This window comes from Kribbella sp. NBC_01510 (genome assembly GCF_045040325.1).
GTDB lineage: Bacteria > Actinomycetota > Actinomycetes > Propionibacteriales > Kribbellaceae > Kribbella.
Genome location: NZ_CP109418.1, coordinates 816,499 through 835,570, shown reverse-complemented (window position 1 = coordinate 835,570; position 19,072 = coordinate 816,499). Strand labels below are relative to the sequence as shown.

Sequence of the window (19,072 nt, the reverse complement as noted above, 5' to 3'; positions counted from 1 at the left end):
GGTTCGTGCGTGAACTCGTTGTGCTGGGCACCGGTAGTCAGGTGCCGTCTCGGGAACGCACGCAGAACGGCTACTTCCTGCGGTGGGACACCGAGGGGTTCCTGTTCGATCCGGGTGAGGGCACGCAACGGCAGATGCTGTACGCCGGGGTCGCGGCCGGGGCGATCACCCGGCTGTGCGTGACGCACTTCCACGGCGACCACTGCCTGGGAGTACCGGGGATCGTGCAGCGCCTGTCGCTGGACGACGTACCGCATCCCGTCCGGGCGCACTATCCGGCGTCGGGTCAGAAATACTTCACCCGCCTGCGGTACGCCGCGTCGTTCTTCGAGCGTGCCGAGTTGGTCGAGGAGCCGGTCGAGGAGGACGGTCTGCTCTCCGTCGGCTCCTTCGGTCAGTTGTGGGCGCGTCGGCTGGAGCACTCGATCGAGTCCTTCGGCTACCAGGTGATCGAGCCCGACGGCCGCCGGATGCTGCCGGACAAACTCGCTGCCCTCGGCATCGTTGGTCCGGCCATCGGTCGTCTCCAGCAGGCCGGCTCGCTCGAGGCCGACGGCCGGACGGTGCGGATCGAGGACGTCAGCGAACCTCGTCCAGGTCAGCGGTTCGCCTTCGTCATGGATACCCGGCTGTGCGAGAACGTGCTCCGCCTGGCAGCCGGCGCCGACCTGCTCGTGATCGAGTCCACGTACCTGTCGCCGGAGTCCGAGTTGGCCCGTCGCTTCGGCCACCTGACCGCCCGCCAGGCGGCCCGCGTCGCCCAGGAATGCGGCGTCCGCAAGCTCGTCCTCACCCACTTCTCGCAGCGGTACCTCGAACCCGAACGCTTCCACGAAGAAGCCGCCGCCGAGTTCTCCGGCGAGATCGTCGTAGCCGCCGACCTGACCCGTACCCCGGTCCCGTCCCGCCGCTAAGACGAACAGTGCGTGACGAGTGGGCCAACAGTGCCCGAGTTCCGTCACAGCCCAATTAACATCACCGACGAATGTAAATCGCCGATCATCAGGAGCGACCTGTCGTGCGCACTCCCCGTCCGCTGCCGGCGGCGATCGCGCTGGTCGGTGTTGGCGCGTTGGTGGCGGTAGCGGTGTGGCGGCCCTGGGCGGGCGCCGCCGATGCGGCCAGTGGCCCACCCCAGATCACCGTGTCCCGCAGCCAGTGCGGCCAGGGCTGGACCGACCCGAAGACCGGTCGGCAGACGATCATCGTGCACAACACCGGCGACGCGGCCGCCGAGGTCGACCTCGTCGAGGTCAGCAGCAACAAGGTGTACGGCGAGGTGGAGGGCCTGGGCCCGAGCACGAGCGCGCCGATGGACGTGCAGCTCGGCGCCGGCCGGTACGCGATCCGCTGCCTGATCGAGGACACCGAGGCCATCACCGGTCCGAGTGTCACTGTTGCGGGCGACGCGAAGGGTGGCCCGGCCGCGGTCGCCGTCACCAAGAACGACATGTTGCCGCTGGTGAAGCAGTATGAGGCCGCGGTCGCCGCCGGCGTCGCCGACCTGGCCGCGAAGACGGACAAGCTGCGTCGTGATGTGGACGCGGGCAACCTGGATGCCGCCCGGGCCGACTGGCTCCCCGCGCACCTGGCGTACAACTCGCTCGGCGCGGCCTACGACGCGTTCGGCGACTTCGCCGACAAGATCGACGGATCCGATGCCGGCTTCCATCCGCTCGAGAAGGGCCTGTGGCACAACGCTTCCGCCGCCGGGCTGAAGCCGATCGCGGACCAGTTGGCCGTCGACGTGCACGGTTTGCAGCATGACCTGCCCAACGACCAGGTGGACCCGAACGATCTCGGGCTGCGCGCCCACGAAATCATGGAGAACGCCCTCCAGTTCGAGCTGACCGGCGAGAACGACCAGGGCAGCGGTACGTCGCTGAACACCGCGCTGGCCAACCTGGATGGCACGGCGAAGGTGCTGGCCATCCTCAACCCGGTGCTCAAGCCGCGCTACCCCGACCTGGCCCAGGTGCAGAAGTGGGAAGACCGGGTGCGGGCGCTGCTGACCGCGCACCAGAACACCCCCGTCGACCAGTTGGACCGGACGACCCGGGAACAGCTCAACGGCGCGGTCGGCCAACTGCTGGAACTGCTCGCCCCCGTCGCCGCCATCTGCGAAGTCCGGAGGAGCTCATGAGTGGCGTCGGGCGCCGGTCCTTCCTGCGCGGGGCGCTGGCCGGCGCCGGCGCGGCGGCGGTGACTGGGCTCTCGGTGTCCGCCGACGCGGCGACGTCGACGTCCGTGGCGTTCCACGGCGTGCACCAGGCCGGCATCACCACCGACCCACAGAAGCAGGCCATCTTCGCGTCGTTCGACGTGATCGCGGCGGACAAGGGCGAGCTCACCGAGTTGTTCAAGACGCTGACCGACCGGGCCCGGCTGCTGACCGCGGGCGGCGCGCTGCCGCCACTGGGCATCACCGCCCCGCCGGCCGACTCCGGCGTACTCGGCCCGGACATGCCCGGCGACGACCTGACGGTCACCGTCGGCGTAGGCGCGTCGCTGTTCGACGACCGGTACGGCGTCAAGGACCGCAAGCCGGCGAAGCTGACGGCGATGAAGGAATTCCCCAACGACAGCCTGGACGACAGCCAGTGCCACGGGGATCTGAGCCTGCAGTTGTGCGCGTCGGAGACCGACACCGTGCTGCACGCGCTGCGCGACATCGCCCGGCACACCCGCGGCGCGATGCAGCTGCGCTGGCGTGTCGACGGCTTCCAGAACCCGCCGCGGCCGTCCGGCGCGCAGCGCAACCTGATGGGCTTCAAGGACGGCATCGTCAAGCCGGCACCGGCCGACCACGACAAGCTCGTGTGGGTCGGCCAGAGCAGCGGCGAGCAGGCGTGGACCGCGGGCGGCAGCTACCAGGTGCTGCGCAAGATCCGGATGCTGGTCGAGTTCTGGGACCGGGTGTCGGTCGGCGAGCAGGAGAACATGTTCGGCCGGCGGCGGGACTCCGGCGCGCCGCTGGACGGCAACAGCGAGACCGATCTCCCCAACTACCCGGCCGACCCGACCGGCGGGGCGATCCCGCTGACCAGCCACATCCGCGTCGCGAACCCGCGCACCGCGGAGACCGCGGCCAGCCAGTTCCTGCGCCGCGGCTACAACTACGACAGGGGCACCGACTCGGTCGGGGACCTGGACCTGGGGCTGTTGTTCTGCGCCTACCAGCAGGACATCGCCCGGCAGTTCGAGGCCGTGCAGACCCGGCTGATCGACGAGCCTCTCGTCGACTACATCCGGCCGGTCGGCGGCGGCTACTTCTTTGCGCTTCCCGGTGTACGGGACGGCAACGACCACCTTGGGCGGTCGTTGCTTGCATGAGTCACTCAGAAGGAGAAGGCATGCGTGCAAGACTCCGTGTCGCAGCCACGGCCGCTGTGGCCGCGACGGGTTTGTTGCTGGCCGGCTGTAGCGGCGGCGACACCAATCAGGTGGCCAACGCCGCCTATTCGTACAAGGTGGTCCACCCGACCACGCCGATCCAGCATGTGGTGGTGATCTTCGGCGAGAACATCTCGTTCGACCACTACTTCGGCACGTACCCGAAGGCCACCAACGAGAACGGCACGCCGTTCACGGCGGATCGGCACACGCCCAAGGTGAACGGCCTGTCGCAGCAGTTGCTGACCCACAACCCGAACGCCTACGACCCGAAGCGGCTGGCGCCGTCGCAGGCCCTGACCTGCGACCAGAACCACGGCTACGGTCCGGAGCAGAAGGCTGTCAACGGCGGCAAGATGGACAAGTTCGTCGAGAACACCGAGACGGACAAGTGCACCGGCCAGCCCGTGCTGTTCGGCGAGCCGGGACTGGTGATGGACTACTACGACGGCAACACCGTCACCGCGCTGTGGAACTACGCGCAGCACTACTCGCTGAGCGACAACTCGTTCAACACGGTGTACGGACCGTCGACCCCGGGCGCGCTGAACCTGATCTCCGGGCAGACCCACGGTGGCCAGGCGTACGACCCGAAGACGGGGCAGCCGACCACCGACGCGTACGCCGTGCAGTCGCCGGACAAGAACGGCATCGGGACGATCACCAACGACCCCGACCCGATCTACGACGACTGCTCGAACAACAACGGCAAGTCCACCAACAACCTGGCCGGGATGCACGGGCAGAACATCGGTGACCTGCTGAACGCGCGCAACGTCACCTGGGGCTGGTTCCAGGGCGGCTTCAAACCGACCGGTACCGCGAACGGCAAGGCCGTCTGCGGCGCGTCGCACCCGAACATCGGCGGCATCGCGGCGAACGACTACAGCCCGCACCACGAGCCCTTCCAGTACTACAAGTCGACGGCGAACCCGAAGCACCTGCCGCCGAGCTCGGTGCAGGCCATCGGGCACACCGACCAGGCCAACCACCAGTACGACACGTCGGACTTCGACGCGGCCGTCGCGGCGAACAACCTGCCGGCGGTCAGCTTCCTGAAGGCCGGTGAGTACCAGGACGCCCACGCCGGATACTCCGATCCGCTGGACGAGCAGGCCTTTGTGGTCAAGGAGATCAACCAGCTGCAGAAGTCCAAGGAGTGGGCGTCGACCGCGGTCGTCCTGGCCTACGACGACTCCGACGGCTGGTACGACCACCAGAAGTCGCCGACCGTGAACGGATCCAAGGACGCGGCGCTCGACCAGGCGGCAACGTGTGGCAAGGCCCCGGTGTCCGGCGGGTACGCCGACCGCTGCGGCTACGGCCCGCGCCTGCCGCTGCTGGTGGTCTCCCCGTACGCGAAGACCAACCACGTCGACCACTCGCTGACCGACCAGAGCTCGATCCTGAAGTTCATCGAGGACAACTGGCGGACCGGCCGGATCGGCGACCACTCGTTCGACCAGCGCGCCGGCAGCCTGACCGGCATGTTCGACTTCCGGCAGCACCCGAGTAACAAGAAGCTGATCCTGGACCCGAAGACCGGGGCCGTCGTCAGCAACCACTGATCGTCAGTAACCGCCCTGGTCGGCGAGAAAATCGTCGATCAGGGCGTTCACCTCCGCGGGAGACTCCAGCGCCGCGAGCTGAGCAGATTGTTCGCGCTACTGCTCATAGCGGCCCGACCGAGGCGGCCAAGCGCGTCGCCAGGCCTCGGACGTGCTCGATCAGCTCGGGCGGCGACTGGACCTCGAACGGGTGTCCGAGGAGGCCGAGATGAAGAGCCAACTCGTCGAGAGAGTTGGCGCCTGCCTCGACCAGAGTCGTCGTCGCGTCGACCGGAGTCACCGTCGCGACGCTGGGCGCGAACCGATCCGCCACCTGCTCGGCCGGCGCCTGGACGAGGAAGCGGGCCTGGTACCGGTAGCCACCGGAGGCGATGCCACGAGCGGTGGTGCCCAGGTCCGGGATCTCGCGCGGAGTGAATCGCGGCCCGGTCGGGATCCGCGGCTCCAGCCGGTCGAGCCGGAACGTGCGCCAGTCGGAGCGGTCCAGATCCCACGCGACCAGGTACCAGCGCCGGCCCGTGTGCACGAGCCGATGCGGCTCCGTCGTACGGGTTGTCGCCGTACCGTCGTGGTTGCGGTAGTCGAAGCGCAGGCGCTGGTGGTCGCGCGACGCGGCGGCTGTTGTGAGGAGGACGTCCGGATCGACCGGTGGGCCACCGGACGGGGTGACGGCGACCGCCTGGAGGAGCTTGATCCGGTGACGCAGCCGGGACGGCAGGACCTGCTCGAGCTTGGTCAGCGCGCGGACCGACGACTCCTCGATCCCGGCCACGGAGCCGGTCGCGGCCGCGCGCAAGCCGATCGCGACGGCCACCGCCTCCTCGTCGTCCAGGAGCAGCGGTGGCAGCGCGGCTCCGGCCCCGAGCCGATAGCCGGCCACTCCTGGTAGGGCGTCGACCGGGTAGCCCAGGGTTCGCAGCTTCTCGACATCCCGGCGGACCGTGCGGACCCCGACGCCGAGCTCGGCGGCGAGCGCGGCGCCGCTCCAGTCTCTCGGCGACTGCAGGAGCGACAGCAGTTTGAGGAGTCTCGCGGAGGTTTCCAGCATGACGTCGATTCTTCTACCTGGTTAGGACTGAAGCTGTCCTAACCAGGTGGAAGAGTCGAGACATGATCAAGCCCTACAGCATCGACATCCCGCAGAGCGCCCTCGATGACCTGGCGGCCAGGCTGGCCGCCACCCGCCTCCCCGCCCCGCTGCCCGGTGACGACTGGGACACCGGCGTACCGGTCTCCTGGCTGGCCGAGTTGGTCGACTACTGGCGGACCAAGTACGACTGGCGGGCCGCAGAGGCGGAGCTCAACGCGTATCCGCAGTTCACCACCGAGATCGACGGTCAGCGGATCCACTTCCTGCACGTGAAGTCACCGGAGCCGGATGCCTTGCCGCTGGTGCTGACGCATGGGTGGCCGGGGTCGATCGTCGAGTTCCTCGATCTGATCGGTCCGCTCACCGATCCGGTCGCGCACGGCGGTGGCGCCGCGGACGCGTTCCATCTGGTGATCCCGTCGCTGCCCGGGTTCGGGTTCTCCGGGCCGGTGTCGGACAGCGGTTGGAGCCGGGAGCGGATCGGCCAGGTCTGGGCGGTGTTGATGGATCAGCTCGGCTACGAGCGGTACGGCGTACAGGGTGGTGACATCGGTGGGGCCGTGTCGCCGGCGGTGGCGCGCGCTGCTCGGGACCGGGTCGTCGGGGTCCACACCAACGGTGGGCCGTCGCTGCCACCGTTTCCGTTGCCGGAGGAGGAGCTCACGCCGCTCGAGCAGGACCGGATTGCGCGGATCGGCGGATTCCTGCAGAAGGAGTTCGGCTACATCTCGATCCAGTCCACCAGGCCGCAGACCGTGGCCTACGGCCTGGTCGACTCCCCGGTCGGCCAGCTGGCCTGGATCATGGACAAGTTCCGGGCCTGGACGTACCCCCTCGAAACCTTGCCGGAAGCAATCATCAGCAAGGATCGGCTGCTCACCAACGCGATGATCTACTGGCTCACGGGGACCGCGGGCTCTGCGGCGTACGTCGGCTACGCCCAGACGGAGCCGTGGGGCACCCGGCTCGAGAACTCCGGCGTGCCGACCGCGGTCCTGGCCTTCGCCCACGACGTCTGCATCCGCCGCTACGCCGAACAGGACAACACCATCACCCGCTGGACCGACGTCGACCACGGCGGCCACTTCGCCGCCCTCGAGGAGCCTGAATTGCTGGTCAGCGACGTCCGCGAGTTCTTCCGCGACCTGCGCTGAATCCGTCCATCATGGCCTGCAGGCCGGCGTGGAAGTGGTCGCCTGGTGTGGAGCCGTCGGCGGCCTCGGCGAGCAGGTTGTAGGCGGGATCGGTGGGCGCCGGCCTGCGGCTGCGGCGGTCGGCGCCCAGGGTGAGGACGGCCATGGTGATGGCGTGGCCGATGGTGAACTCACGAAGGGATCGGCTGATCCGGAGCGCGTCGGCCGGCGTGAAGCCATCCTCCGTCAGGGTCTCGATCATGCGGTTGCCGGTGGCAATGGCGGCGGGGGAGCGGACCGGGCGGGAGGCGAACAGCGTGACGGCGTGCGGATGCCCGAGCAACGTGTCGCGGAGTCTTTCGCAGTACGCCGCCGAGACCTCTCGCCATCCCTTTGCCCAGGGCAACGAGTCGGTGTCCAGCCGGTCGAACAGCAGCTCGGCGATGCCGTCGTACAGATCCTCCTGGTCGGTGAAGTGCCGGTAGGCGGCCATCGGGTCCGCACCGAGCTCGGCACCGAGCTTGCGCATCGAGAACTTGGCCAGCCCGATCCGGTCGATCAGCTCGAGCGCGACCGTCGCGATGTAGCCGCGGTTGAGCACGGTCCGCGTCGCTGGGGTGCGGTCAGCCATCGATGAACTCTTCCAGTCGGCGGGCGAACTCCGCGGCGTGCCGCTGATAACCGAGATGACCGCCCGGGAACTCCAGACACGGTACGCCGAGCTCGGCGCTGAGCTGCCGTGCGGGGCGACTGTAGTACCGGCCCTCGCTGGCCACGCCCACGCCGAAGGCCCAACGTACGTCGGTTTGCCGCAATGCCGCGAGGTCCGGCTGGTACTGGAGGAACTCGGGCATCTCGGACCGCATCAAGAGCTCGGCGTTGCCGAACAACCGGTTCATCTCGTTGCCGGGGGTCAGCCGCTTCGCCAGTTTGACCCCGGCCGCACCGATCGTGCGGCCGATCTTCGCGTCGAACAACCTGGTCGGCTTGTCCATCGTGCCCGCGGCGAACTTGAGCATCGCGGGCAGTGCGCCCTCCCGCTGGGTGATCCGGCCCAGGTCGTCGAAGTACGCCACTCGCGCGGCCGCGTCCGGCAGGACCTGGATCACCGGCGGCTCGTGCACGATCGCGCCGGCGACCCGATCGGTGTGCGAGGTTAGCAGGCTGAGTGTGACGAGCGCCCCGGCACTGTTGCCGAACACGAACGCCCGCCCAACCCCGGCATCATCCATAACCGCCACCACATCCCGAGCCTGCGCCGCCAACCCACCCCGAGCCTGCTCCGCGAGCCGATTCCGCCGGTGCTCCTCGGCTCCATCGCGCCGGCGCTCGTCCCGTGGGTGCCCCTCGAGCCCGCCGCTCGGGTGCTCCTCGGGTGCAGCCCCCGGGCTACCTCCGTCCTGGGGGTGCTTCCAGCGGCTTCGGGAGTTGCCGCGGCGGTCGAAGGTGATCACGGTGAACCGCTGGGCCAGCTCCCGCACCAGATCCCGGTACATGGCCGCATCACCACCCCCGCCGGGCACGAGGACGACAGCCGGCCCCGTGCCGGTCCGCTCGACATGCAACGTCACGTCTGGACTGTCTACACTGTAGATCATATCTACAGTGTAGACATGCGTTCGAGCTCAGGAGAAGTCGGTCGAGGTGCTGAAGTGAGCCCACGCGGCGGCTTCTTCGGCACGGGCCTGGGAGGATCGTTCGGCGTGGGTGAGCGCGTCCTTGCCGAGCAACAGCCGGCGGGGCGGCTCGTCCAGGGAGACGACCTCGAGGATGGCGGCGGCCGCCCTGGCGGGGTCACCCGGTTGCTTGCCGTCGGTTTCGAGGCGGTAGCGGTTCATCGCGCCGACGGTCGAGTCGTAGTCCGGGAGCACCGGGGCGATCGTCATCGACGAACCACCCCAGTCGGTCCGGAACGCCCCCGGCTCGACGATCGTCACCTTCACCCCGAACGGCTTCACCTCGTTGCTCAGCACCTCCGAGAACCCTTCGACGGCGAACTTCGCGGTCTGATACGCCCCCATCCCCGGCGTCCCACCAACCCGCCCACCGATCGACGAGAACTGCAGAAAGTGCCCGGCCCGCCGCTCCCGGAACACCGGAAGGGCAGCCTTCGTGACGTTGACGACTCCGAACAGATTCGTCTCCAGTTGTGCCCGGAAGTCAGCGTCGGTCGTCTCCTCGATCGGCGCACTGTTCGCATAGCCGGCGTTGTTCGCGACCACATCAAGCCCGCCGAACGTGTCCAGCGCGGTCAGTACGGCGGCTCGCGCGGCGCCCGCGTCCGTGACGTCAAGCGCGATCGCCCGGACCCGTTCGCCCCACCGCTCGACCAGGTCGTCGAGCTGCTCAGGCTTGCGTGCGGTGGCAACCACCCGGTCGCCGGCGGCCAGGACTGCCTCGGTGAGGGCGCGGCCGAGCCCACGGGAACTGCCGGTGATCAGCCAGATCTTGCTCATGATCGATTCCTAACTAACCAAACGGTTGGATACATCTTCAAGGTAACCAACTGGTTGGTTGGAAATCAACCAACCAGTTGGTTGCTAAGCTGGTGGCATGCAGCAGCGGAACGCCGACCGGACCAGGACGCGGATCCTCGCCGCCGCCACCGAGGAGTTCGCCGCGCGCGGGATCGCGGGCGCACGGGTGAGCCGGATCGCCGAGGTCGCCGAGTGCAACAAGGCGATGCTCTATGCGTACTTCGGCAACAAGGACGGGCTGTTCGATGCGGTGTTCACCGCGTCCGTGGACGCCTATCTGGACGAGGTGGGGTTCGACGCCGAAGACCTGCCGGCTTACGCGGGGCGGGTGTTCGACTACTTCGAGGCGCATCCCGATCACCTGCGGCTGTCGATCTGGTACCGGCTCGAGCGGCCGGAGGGTCAGTCGCTGGAAGCGATCCTCGCCGTCAACCAGAGCCGGCTCGACGAGCTGCAGCGGGGTCAGCGGCGGAGGGCGGTGCCGCGGGAGTTCACAGCGGTCAGTCTGCTGTCGCTGATCCAGGCGATCGCCACCAGTTGGTCGTCGATGAACCCGGAGTACATCGCTGCTGTACCGAACGAATCCGTGCGGCGCCGGGCGGTTGTGATGGCGGTCCGGAAGATTCTCAGCTGATTCATTGGCTGGCTCGATGGAGTTCTCAGCCTTGCGAGGTCTACTCGAATGCAGAGGGAACTGGCTGAGAGGGCAACCGCAATGAACGACAGCACGGGACGGCAGGGCGCTGAACAAGGGCCTGTGCAGGATCCAGGACACCAGCAGCACGCCGCACACCAATCCGGCGCGCAGCCGACGGGGCCGCAGTACGCCGGCCCACAGCAGGGTGGTGTGCCCCAGCCGACTCCGCAGCAGCCTGGCGCACAGCCCACCGGACCGCAGTACGCGGGTCCGCAGCAGGCGGGTGCACCGCAGCAGGGGCCGTGGCAAGCGGCCCCGCAGCAGTCCGGCGCGCAGCCGGCGGGACCGCAGTACGCGGGTCCGCAGCAGGCGGGTGCGCCGCAGCAGGCGCCGCAGCAGGGCGGTCAGCAGCAGAGTGGTGTGCAGTACGGCGGTGCGCTGCAGGCGGGTCCGTGGTACGGGCCGTACGGCGGACCTCAGCAGTACTACCCGTTCGGTCCGCAGCAGTCTCCGCGCAAGCGTGGGCGGCGACGGTTGTTCGGGACTGTCGGCCTGGGACTGGCCGCGGCTCTTGTCGCCGGATCGGTTGCCTGGGGCATCGGTCAGCACAATGGCGGGAGCACTTCGCAGTTGTCGCAGCAGCAGTTCGATGCCGCGTCGGTCGCCGCGAAGGTGTCGCCCGGCCTGGTCGACGTGAACACCGTGCTCGGGTACCAAGGTGCGCGGGCGGCCGGCACCGGCATCGTGCTCACCTCCGACGGCGAGGTGCTGACGAACCACCACGTGATCGCGGGTGCGACGTCGATCACAGTGACGGACATCGGCAACGGGAAGACGTACAACGCGAGTGTGGTCGGGTACGACGGCTCCCACGACATCGCCGTACTGAAGCTGAAGGACGCGTCCGGGCTGCAGACCGCGAACACCGGTAACTCGGACAAGGTGAAGCTCGGGGATCAGGTGGTCGGGATCGGCAACGCGGGTGGCGTCGGCGGTACGCCGAGCTTCGCGGCCGGTCAGGTGACCGGACTGAACCAGGCGATCACCGCCACCGACGAAGGCGGGCAGGACCCGGAGAACCTCACCGGGCTGATCCAGACCGACGCGAACATCCAGGCCGGCGACTCCGGTGGTCCGCTGGCGAACGCGTCCGGCGAGGTCATCGGCGTCGACACCGCCGGATCCAGCAACAACGGCGGGCAGGGCCAGTTCGGCCAGACCGCCGCCACCACCGGCTCCACCTCCACGGCGACCCTGACGGCGGACGGCAACGGGTTCGGGAACGGCGACGGCAACCCCGGCTTCGGCCCGGGCTCCGGCTTCGGTGACGGCTCCGGCAACGGCAACGGGTTCGGCGACGGATCGGGCAATGGCAACGGGTTCGGCGACGGATCGGGCAACGGGAACGGGTTCGGCGACGGATCCGGCAACGGCGACGGATCGGGCAACGGTTCCGGCAACGGGAACGGCTCCGGCAACGGCGGCGGGACGACGACCGAGGGCTATGCGATCCCGATCAACGACGCGCTGAACATCGCCAAGCAGATCGAGAACGGCAAGGCGTCGGACACCGTGCACATCGGAGCCTCGGCGATGCTCGGGATCTCGGTCGAGACGAGCCCCGGTACGACGGGCGCCGTGGTCGGCGACGTGGTCGCGGACGGCAAGGCGGACGACGCCGGCATCACCGCCGGTGACGTGATCACCTCGTTCGACGGTCACGCCGTGGACTCGCCGGACGCCCTGTCGGCGCTCCTGAACAAGCAGCACCCCGGCGACAAGGTCGAGGTCGGATGGGTCGACCAGTCCGGCCAGACCCACAAGGCAACCATCGAACTGATCACTGGACCGGTTCGCTGACAGGCAACAACTGAACCCGGTCTGCTGGCACCAGCGGTTCCCGTCGCTGAGCGGACCGAACGATCGGGCCCGGCACTCTCTCCCCCTCGGAGTGCCCGGGCCCGATCCCCATGTTCAGGACCAGAACCCGCTGCGCCAGGTTGGGTGAGCGGGCGTCCAGTCGAGGTTGGTGCGGGCGTGGATGTTGGAGGCGCCGCGGGCCCAGGGGGTTCGGGCGGGAGCGGCCCCGGACGGCGCCGGCGAGGCGGGTGACGCAGGTACGTCGGCGGACGTGGCGGGACCAGGTAGGTCGGCGGAGGTGGTGGGAGCGGGTGCGCCGACGGACTCGGCGAAGGCTGGAGTCCACTCGGAGGCTGGGGCTGGGGTGTTGTCGACGATGTTGACTGGGCCGGTTGGCCAGTGGAGGGCTGCGGCGGCGGCCGAGGCGGCGTCGTCGACGTGGAGGAAGCTGGTGACATCGGGGCCGGTGGGGAGATTGCCGGTGGCGGCGAGGTCTGCCATCGCGCCGCCCTTCGTGTACCACGTGTCGGGGCCGTAGAGCATGCCGTAGCGGAGGACGACCCATTCGGGAGCTTCGGCGGTGATGTCTTCCAGGGCGGCGACGGCTTGGACTGATGCGCAGCGGCGGTCGTCCGCGGCATCCAGGTCCAGCGGTGTTGATTCCACCGCGGGTGCGTCACCCGGCTCGTAGGCCCAGGCGATGCTCTGGGAGATCACGCGGCCCACGCCGGCGAAGAGCGCCGCGTCGATCAGGTTGCGGGTGCCCTCACGCCGGATGCGGCTGTTGGCGGCGAAGTCCTGCGAGGACAGGTCGGTCAGTTGGTGGAAGACCACCTCCGGCCGGGCCGCCGCGACCACCTCGCGCAACCCGGCAGCGTCGTACACATCCCCGACGACGGTCCGGACGCCCTCCGCGACCGCGTGGTCCCGGCGGGTGAGCGCGGTCACTTCGTGGCCCTGAGCAACCAATTGGGGAACGAGACGGCGGCCGATCACGCCGGTGGCGCCGGCGACGAAGATCCTCATGGGATCACGGTAGGCAGCTCACCTACGACGATCGTGGTCCAGTTGGTGAACGATTTCCTGGGCCACTTCCGGCGGGGGTGAACGCTCGTTTACGCTGGGAGCTGAGTAAACAGATGTTCACCGTGTGAGGAACCCAGCTTGACGCTTCGCCCTGCCGCTCATCCACGCCTGATTCTGGCCGCGCTCGCCTTCTGCGGCGTCCTCGTCTCGATCAGCCAGACCATCGTCGTACCGCTGCTGCCCGAGTTGCCGCGGATCACCAACAGCTCGGCCGCCGACGTCAGCTGGCTGATCACGGTGACGTTGCTCACCGGCGCCGTGTTCACGCCCCTGCTCGGACGAGCCGGCGACATGTACGGCAAACGCCGCGTCCTGTTGATCGCCCTGTTCTCGATGGTGATCGGGTCGTTCCTCTGCGCCGGCAGCAACGATCTGACGGTGCTGATCGTCGGCCGCGCGTTCCAGGGCGCCGCGGTCGCCGTCGTACCGCTCGGGATCAGCATCCTGCGCGACGAGCTGCCGCCGCGCCGGGTGATCCCGTCGATCGCGATGATGAGCTCGACCCTCGGCGTCGGCGCGGCGTTCGGGATCCCGGCCGCGACGCTCGTGGTGCAGTACGCGAACTGGCACACGATGTTCTGGATCACCCTCGGTCTCGGGCTGCTCGACATCGTCCTGGTGCTGCTGATCGTGCCCGAGTCCGCGGTCCGGACCAGCGGACGCTTCGACGTCATCGGCGCTGTCGGGCTGAGTGCGTTCCTCATCTGCCTGCTGCTCGCCGTCTCGAAGGGCAACAGCTGGGGTACGGCGGAGATCGTCGGGCTGTACGTCGTTGCCGCGGCCATCGTCCCGTTGTGGGGCTGGTACGAGCTGCGGACAACCAGCCCGCTCGTCGATCTGCGAGTGTCGGCGCGTCCCGCCGTACTGTTCACCAACCTGGCCGCGCTGCTGATCGGATTCTCGTTCTACGCCAACTCGCTGTCGACCGCGCAGTTGGTGCAGGAGCCGACGTGGACCGGGTACGGGCTGGGCGAGTCGATCGTCGTGAGCGGCCTGTGCCTGTTGCCCGGTGGTGTCGCGATGGTGCTGCTGTCGCCGGTGTCGGCCCGGATCTCGGCCACCCGCGGGCCGCGGTTCACGCTGGCGATCGCGTCGGTGCTGATGGCGGCCGGGTACGTCGTCCGGCTGTTCACCAGCGGGAATGTCGCGGGGATCGTGGCCGGGGCAACCGTGGTGTCGGCTGGAACCGCGGTGGCGTACTCGGCGCTTCCGGCCCTGATCATGCATGCTGTGCCGGTGACCGAAACGGCCGCGGCGAACGGCCTCAACACCCTGATGCGCACGATCGGCTCCGCGATCTGCAGCACGATCGTCGCGATCGTGCTGGCCGGTGTGACGATCAGCAGGGCCGGCCAGGTCGCGCCCGCGTTGTCGGCGTACCTGATCGTCTTCGTCATCGCCGGGCTCGCGGCGGTGGTGGCGGCCGGCCTGGTATTGCTGATCCCGGCCCGGCGGCCCGCGCCGGTTCCCGTCGAGGTCGGTACGACGTGACGGACCCGGGGCGGATCGCGATCCTCCGGGCGGCGCGGCGGGCGTTCGCCGTGCAGCCGTACGACGTGGTCACCCTGCGCGGGATCGCCGCCGACGCGAACGTCAGCGCGGCCCTGATCGTGAAGCACTTCGGCAGCAAGGAATCGCTGTTCGAGCAGGTCGCCGACTTCAGTGAGGCCGCCGAGCTCCTGCTCGCCGCGCCGGACGCGGAGCTCGGGCGGCACGCCGTACTCACGCTGGTGAACTACCGTCGCGACCACGGGCTGGACCTGCTCGTCCGGGTGATCTTCGCGGCCGGCAGCGGCGACGAACGCGCGCTGATCCGCGAGCACTTCCGCGACCAGGTGACGCGCGCCTTCGCCGCCCGCCTGACCGGCGCCGACGCCGGCCTCCGCGCCGAACTGATCACCGCCCAGCTCCTCGGCCTCGGCGCCGCCATCTCCGTCAGCAAGACCGGCCCCATCGCCACCACCGACCCGGACGCGATCGCCGACCTCTACGCTCCAGCCCTCCAGGCCCTCATCCACTGACCGTGCCACGGGTTGAACAGGCGTCTTAGTATGTGGGCAACGCGCTTGGTCAGAGGTGTGACGCCGTTAACATGGGGCAACCAGGACGAGAGGCGCTGCAACGGACCCAGGTCCGCCACGCTCGACCTGGTGCACCGACTGCAAGGGCGCCTCCGGAATCTTTTTCTGGAGGGGACGGCAGATGAGTGAAACCGCGCTACGGGAACTGCTGGATCAGCGGGTCGCGGTGCTCGACGGTGCGTGGGGGACGATGCTCCAGGGCGCCAAGCTGACGCCGGAGGACTACGTCGGCGACCGCTTCGGCGACCACACCCACGAAGTCACCGGCGACCCGGACCTGCTCAACCTGACCCGCCCGGACGTCATCCTCGACGTCCACCGGCAGTACCTGGCGGCCGGCGCCGACATCACCACCACGAACACCTTCACCGCGACCAGCATCGGCCAGGCCGACTACGGCCTGCAGGCCTACGTGCGCGAGATGAACATCGCCGGCGCCCGGCTGGCCCGCCAGGCCGCGGACGAGGTCGGCGGCAGGTTCGTGGCCGGTTCGATCGGCCCGCTCAACGTCACCCTGTCGTTGTCCCCGCGCGTCGAGGACCCGTCGTACCGCGCGGTGACGTTCGAGCAGGTGCGGGACGCGTACGCCGAGCAGATCGCAGCGCTGGCCGAGGGCGGCGTCGACCTCCTCCTGATCGAGACCATCTTCGACACCCTGAACGCGAAGGCCGCCGTCGCCGCGGCCCGCGAGGTCGCGCCACATCTGCCGTTGTGGATCTCGGTGACCATCGTCGACCTGAGCGGCCGGACGCTGTCGGGTCAGACGGTCGAGGCGTTCTGGAGTTCGATCGAGCACGCCAAGCCACTTGTTGTCGGCGTCAACTGTTCCCTCGGCGCCGCCGAGATGCGCCCACACGTGGCCGACCTGGCCCGCTTCGCCGACACGTACGTCGCCTCGCACCCGAACGCCGGCCTCCCGAACGCCTTCGGTGGGTACGACGAGACGCCGGAGCAGACGGCCGGGATGCTCGAGGAGTTCGTCGAGTCCGGACTCGTGAACATCGTCGGCGGCTGCTGCGGTACGACGCCCGCCCACATCAACCGGATCGCCCAGGCGGTCCAGGACCTGCCGCCGCGGACCGTCGTACCCACTGATCACACCACCAGGTTCTCCGGCCTGGAGCCGTTCAAGATCGCCCCGGACACCGGGTTTGTGATGATCGGTGAGCGGACCAATGTGACCGGGTCGGCCAAGTTCCGCCGGTTGATCGAGGGGGACAACCACCAGGCCGCGGTCGACGTGGCGCTGGAGCAGGTGCGCGGCGGCGCGAACCTGCTGGACGTGAACATGGACGCCGACCTGCTGGACAGCGAGCAGGCGATGACGACCTTCCTGAACCTGATCGCGACCGAGCCCGAGGTGGCCCGGATCCCGATCATGATCGACAGCTCGAAGTGGTCGGTGCTGGAGGCCGGGCTGAAATGCGTGCAGGGCAAGGGCGTGGTCAACTCGATCAGCCTGAAGGAGGGCGAGGAGGAATTCCTCGAGCGCGCCCGGCGGATCCGCGACTACGGCGCGGGCGCGGTGGTGATGGCGTTCGACGAGCAAGGCCAGGCCGACACGGTCGAGCGCAAGGTGGCGATCTGCGGCCGGGCCTACGACCTGCTCACGCAGAAGATCGGCTTCCCGCCCGGGGACATCATCTTCGACCCGAACGTGCTCGCCGTCGCCACCGGCATGTCCGAGCACAACGGCTACGCCAAGAACTTCATCGACGCCTTGCCGTTGATCAAGGCCCGCTGCCCGGGCGTCCACCTCAGCGGCGGTATCTCGAACCTGTCCTTCTCGTTCCGCGGCAACGACGTGGTTCGGGAGGCGATGCACTCGGCCTTCCTGTACCACGCCGGCAAGGCCGGCCTGGACATGGGCATCGTCAACGCCGGCCAGCTCGCGGTCTACCAGGACATCCCGGCGGACCTGCTGGAGCTCGTCGAAGACGTCATCTTCGACCGGCGCGACGACGCCACCGACCGCCTGGTCAGCTTCGCCGAGAACGTGAAGGGCAAGGGTACCCAGCGCGAGGTCGACCTGACCTGGCGCGAGGGCACCGTCGAGGAGCGGCTCTCGCACGCGCTCGTGCACGGCATCGTGGACTTCATCGAGGCCGACACCGAGGAGGCCCGGCTGACCCGGAAGCGGCCGCTCGAGGTGATCGAGGGCCCCTTGATGGACGGGATGAAGATCGTCGGCGACCTCTTCGGCGCCGGCAAGATGTTCCTTCCACAGGTGGTGAAGAGCGCTCGTGTGATGAAGCGCTCGGTCGCCTACCTGGAGCCGTTCATGGAGGCGGAGAAGGAGCAGGCCCGGCGTGAGGGACGCGCCGAGATGGTGCGCGGCCAGGGCAAGGTCGTGCTGGCCACGGTCAAGGGCGACGTCCACGACATCGGCAAGAACATCGTCGGCGTGGTGCTCGGCTGCAACAACTACGAGGTGATCGACCTCGGCGTGATGGTGCCGGCGGCAAGGATCCTGGACACCGCGGTGGCCGAGGGCGCGGACGTGGTCGGCCTGTCCGGGCTGATCACGCCGTCGCTGGACGAGATGGTTGCCGTGGCCACCGAAATGCAGCGGCGCGGGCTCAAACTCCCGCTGCTGATCGGCGGCGCGACCACGTCGAAACAACACACCGCCGTCCGGATCGCCCCGGCGTACGAGCGGACGACCGTGCACGTGCTGGACGCGTCCCGGGTGGTCGGCGTGGTGTCCGACCTGCTCGACGAGGACCGTGCCGAAGCGCTTGCCAAGAGCAACAGCATTGACCAGGAGCGGTTGCGCGAACAGCACGCCAACAAGCAGCGCAGCCCGCTGCTGACGATCGCCGAAGCCCGGGCCAACGCCGAACCGGTCGAGTACGGCGAACTCCCGGTGCCCGCGTTCACGGGGCTGCGCCGGGTGACGCCGAGCATCGAGACGTTGCGGGCGATGATCGACTGGCAGTTCCTGTTCCTGGCCTGGGAGCTGAAGGGCAAGTACCCGGCGATCCTGGACCAGCCGGTCGCGCGCGAACTGTTCGACGACGCGAACACCCTGCTCGACGAGATCATTGCCAACGGCTCCTTCACGGCCGAGGGCGTGTACGGGTTCTGGCCGGCGCACAGCGAGGGTGACGACATCCTGCTGGACGGGCTGGACGTGTCGTTCCCGATGCTGCGGCAGCAGACCGAGAAGCCGGCCGGACGGCACAACCGCTGCCTGGCCGACTACGTCGCGCCGTCGGGTGACCACCTCGGTGGGTTCGGCGTCGCGATCCACGGTGCCGAGACGCTGGCCGCGTCGTACGAGGAACGCAACGACGACTACCGGGCGATCATGGTGAAGGCGCTGGCCGACCGGCTGGCCGAAGCCTTCGCCGAGTGGATCCACCTGGAGGCGCGGCGGGCGTGGTTCGAGCCGGACGCTGAGCCCTTGCTGGCCGATCTGCACGCGGAGCGCTTCCGTGGGATCCGGCCCGCGCTCGGGTACCCGGCCAGCCCGGATCACTCCGAGAAGCAGGAGCTGTTCGACCTCCTTGAGGCGGACAAGCTCGGCCTGGGCCTGACCGAGTCGTTCGCGATGACGCCGGCCGCGGCCGTCAGCGGTCTGATCTTCGCCAGCCCGGCCGCCCGGTACTTCAGTGTCGGCCGCCTCGGCCGCGATCAGATCGAGGACTACGCCGTACGCCGAGGCATGTCCGTCCAGGACGTCGAGCGCTGGTTACGACCGAACCTGGCCTACGACCCGCAGTGATGTCACACTTCCGCGGCCGG

Annotated in this window: 15 protein-coding genes and 1 riboswitch; of the genes, 10 read left to right on the top strand and 5 right to left on the bottom strand. The window is 68.8% G+C overall.

Going from position 1 to position 19,072, the window contains the following annotated elements; genetic code table 11:
* Positions 1-5: 5 nt before the first annotated feature.
* The 4 genes from OG558_RS04140 (at position 6) to OG558_RS04125 (ending at position 4,961) form a co-directional block, all read left to right on the top strand.
* A complete protein-coding gene (locus OG558_RS04140) occupies positions 6-914 on the top strand; it encodes a ribonuclease Z (protein WP_329481710.1) in 909 nt (302 codons plus the stop codon).
* Positions 915-1,018: 104 nt separating this feature from the next.
* Positions 1,019-2,143, top strand: a complete 1,125-nt coding sequence (locus tag OG558_RS04135; protein WP_405069026.1) for an EfeM/EfeO family lipoprotein — start codon at positions 1,019-1,021, stop codon at positions 2,141-2,143.
* The gene (efeB, locus tag OG558_RS04130) at positions 2,140-3,333 is read left to right on the top strand and encodes an iron uptake transporter deferrochelatase/peroxidase subunit (protein ID WP_405069025.1); all 1,194 of its coding nucleotides are present in this window, start codon (positions 2,140-2,142) and stop codon (positions 3,331-3,333) included. The genes OG558_RS04135 and efeB overlap by 4 nt, the downstream gene beginning before the upstream one ends.
* 20 nt (positions 3,334-3,353) lie before the next feature.
* Positions 3,354-4,961 (top strand): phospholipase C, encoded by a 1,608-nt coding sequence (locus tag OG558_RS04125; RefSeq protein ID WP_405069024.1) that lies wholly within the window; start codon positions 3,354-3,356, stop codon positions 4,959-4,961.
* 103 nt (positions 4,962-5,064) lie between these two features.
* Here the strand turns inward: OG558_RS04125 and OG558_RS04120 are convergent, their stop codons facing one another.
* Entirely contained in the window at positions 5,065-6,009 is a 945-nt protein-coding gene (locus OG558_RS04120) for a helix-turn-helix transcriptional regulator (protein WP_405069023.1), read from the bottom strand.
* A 62-nt stretch (positions 6,010-6,071) separates the two neighbouring features.
* On the opposite strand from OG558_RS04120, the gene OG558_RS04115 reads away from it, so the two are divergent.
* On the top strand, positions 6,072-7,205 hold the full coding sequence (locus OG558_RS04115; protein WP_405069022.1) for an epoxide hydrolase family protein: 1,134 nt from the start codon (positions 6,072-6,074) through the stop codon (positions 7,203-7,205).
* Here OG558_RS04115 and OG558_RS04110 read toward each other — a convergent pair.
* The 3 genes from OG558_RS04110 to OG558_RS04100 are packed head-to-tail and all read right to left on the bottom strand — an operon-like array spanning position 7,168 to position 9,640.
* Entirely contained in the window at positions 7,168-7,815 is a 648-nt protein-coding gene (locus OG558_RS04110) for a TetR/AcrR family transcriptional regulator C-terminal domain-containing protein (RefSeq protein ID WP_405069021.1), read from the bottom strand. The two genes, OG558_RS04115 and OG558_RS04110, sit on opposite strands and share 38 nt — an antisense overlap.
* Positions 7,808-8,782, bottom strand: coding sequence for an alpha/beta fold hydrolase (locus OG558_RS04105; protein ID WP_405069020.1), 975 nt, complete (start codon positions 8,780-8,782; stop codon positions 7,808-7,810). Before OG558_RS04105 ends, OG558_RS04110 begins: the two co-directional genes overlap by 8 nt.
* 27 nt (positions 8,783-8,809) lie before the next feature.
* Complete coding sequence (locus OG558_RS04100; RefSeq protein WP_405069019.1) at positions 8,810-9,640, bottom strand: oxidoreductase; 831 nt, start codon at positions 9,638-9,640, stop codon at positions 8,810-8,812.
* 97 nt (positions 9,641-9,737) lie between these two features.
* On the opposite strand from OG558_RS04100, the gene OG558_RS04095 reads away from it, so the two are divergent.
* Positions 9,738-10,295 (top strand): TetR family transcriptional regulator, encoded by a 558-nt coding sequence (locus tag OG558_RS04095; protein WP_405069018.1) that lies wholly within the window; start codon positions 9,738-9,740, stop codon positions 10,293-10,295.
* Between the two features lie 123 nt (positions 10,296-10,418).
* Positions 10,419-12,158: a trypsin-like peptidase domain-containing protein gene (locus tag OG558_RS04090; protein WP_405069017.1), complete on the top strand. Its 1,740-nt coding sequence runs from the start codon at positions 10,419-10,421 to the stop codon at positions 12,156-12,158.
* Positions 12,159-12,272: 114 nt separating this feature from the next.
* Here the strand turns inward: OG558_RS04090 and OG558_RS04085 are convergent, their stop codons facing one another.
* Positions 12,273-13,184, bottom strand: coding sequence for an NAD-dependent epimerase/dehydratase family protein (locus tag OG558_RS04085; RefSeq protein ID WP_405069016.1), 912 nt, complete (start codon positions 13,182-13,184; stop codon positions 12,273-12,275).
* A 138-nt stretch (positions 13,185-13,322) separates the two neighbouring features.
* On the opposite strand from OG558_RS04085, the gene OG558_RS04080 reads away from it, so the two are divergent.
* The 3 genes from OG558_RS04080 to metH all read left to right on the top strand — a co-directional run bounded on the left by OG558_RS04080 (position 13,323) and on the right by metH (position 19,052).
* Positions 13,323-14,735, top strand: a complete 1,413-nt coding sequence (locus OG558_RS04080) for an MFS transporter (RefSeq protein ID WP_405069015.1) — start codon at positions 13,323-13,325, stop codon at positions 14,733-14,735.
* Positions 14,732-15,265: a TetR family transcriptional regulator gene (locus OG558_RS04075; protein WP_405069014.1), complete on the top strand. Its 534-nt coding sequence runs from the start codon at positions 14,732-14,734 to the stop codon at positions 15,263-15,265. The genes OG558_RS04080 and OG558_RS04075 overlap by 4 nt, the downstream gene beginning before the upstream one ends.
* Positions 15,266-15,346: 81 nt before the next feature.
* Positions 15,347-15,424: riboswitch (S-adenosyl-L-homocysteine riboswitch) on the top strand.
* 22 nt (positions 15,425-15,446) lie between these two features.
* Positions 15,447-19,052 (top strand): methionine synthase, encoded by a 3,606-nt coding sequence (metH, locus tag OG558_RS04070; RefSeq protein WP_405069013.1) that lies wholly within the window; start codon positions 15,447-15,449, stop codon positions 19,050-19,052.
* Positions 19,053-19,072: the final 20 nt, after the last annotated feature.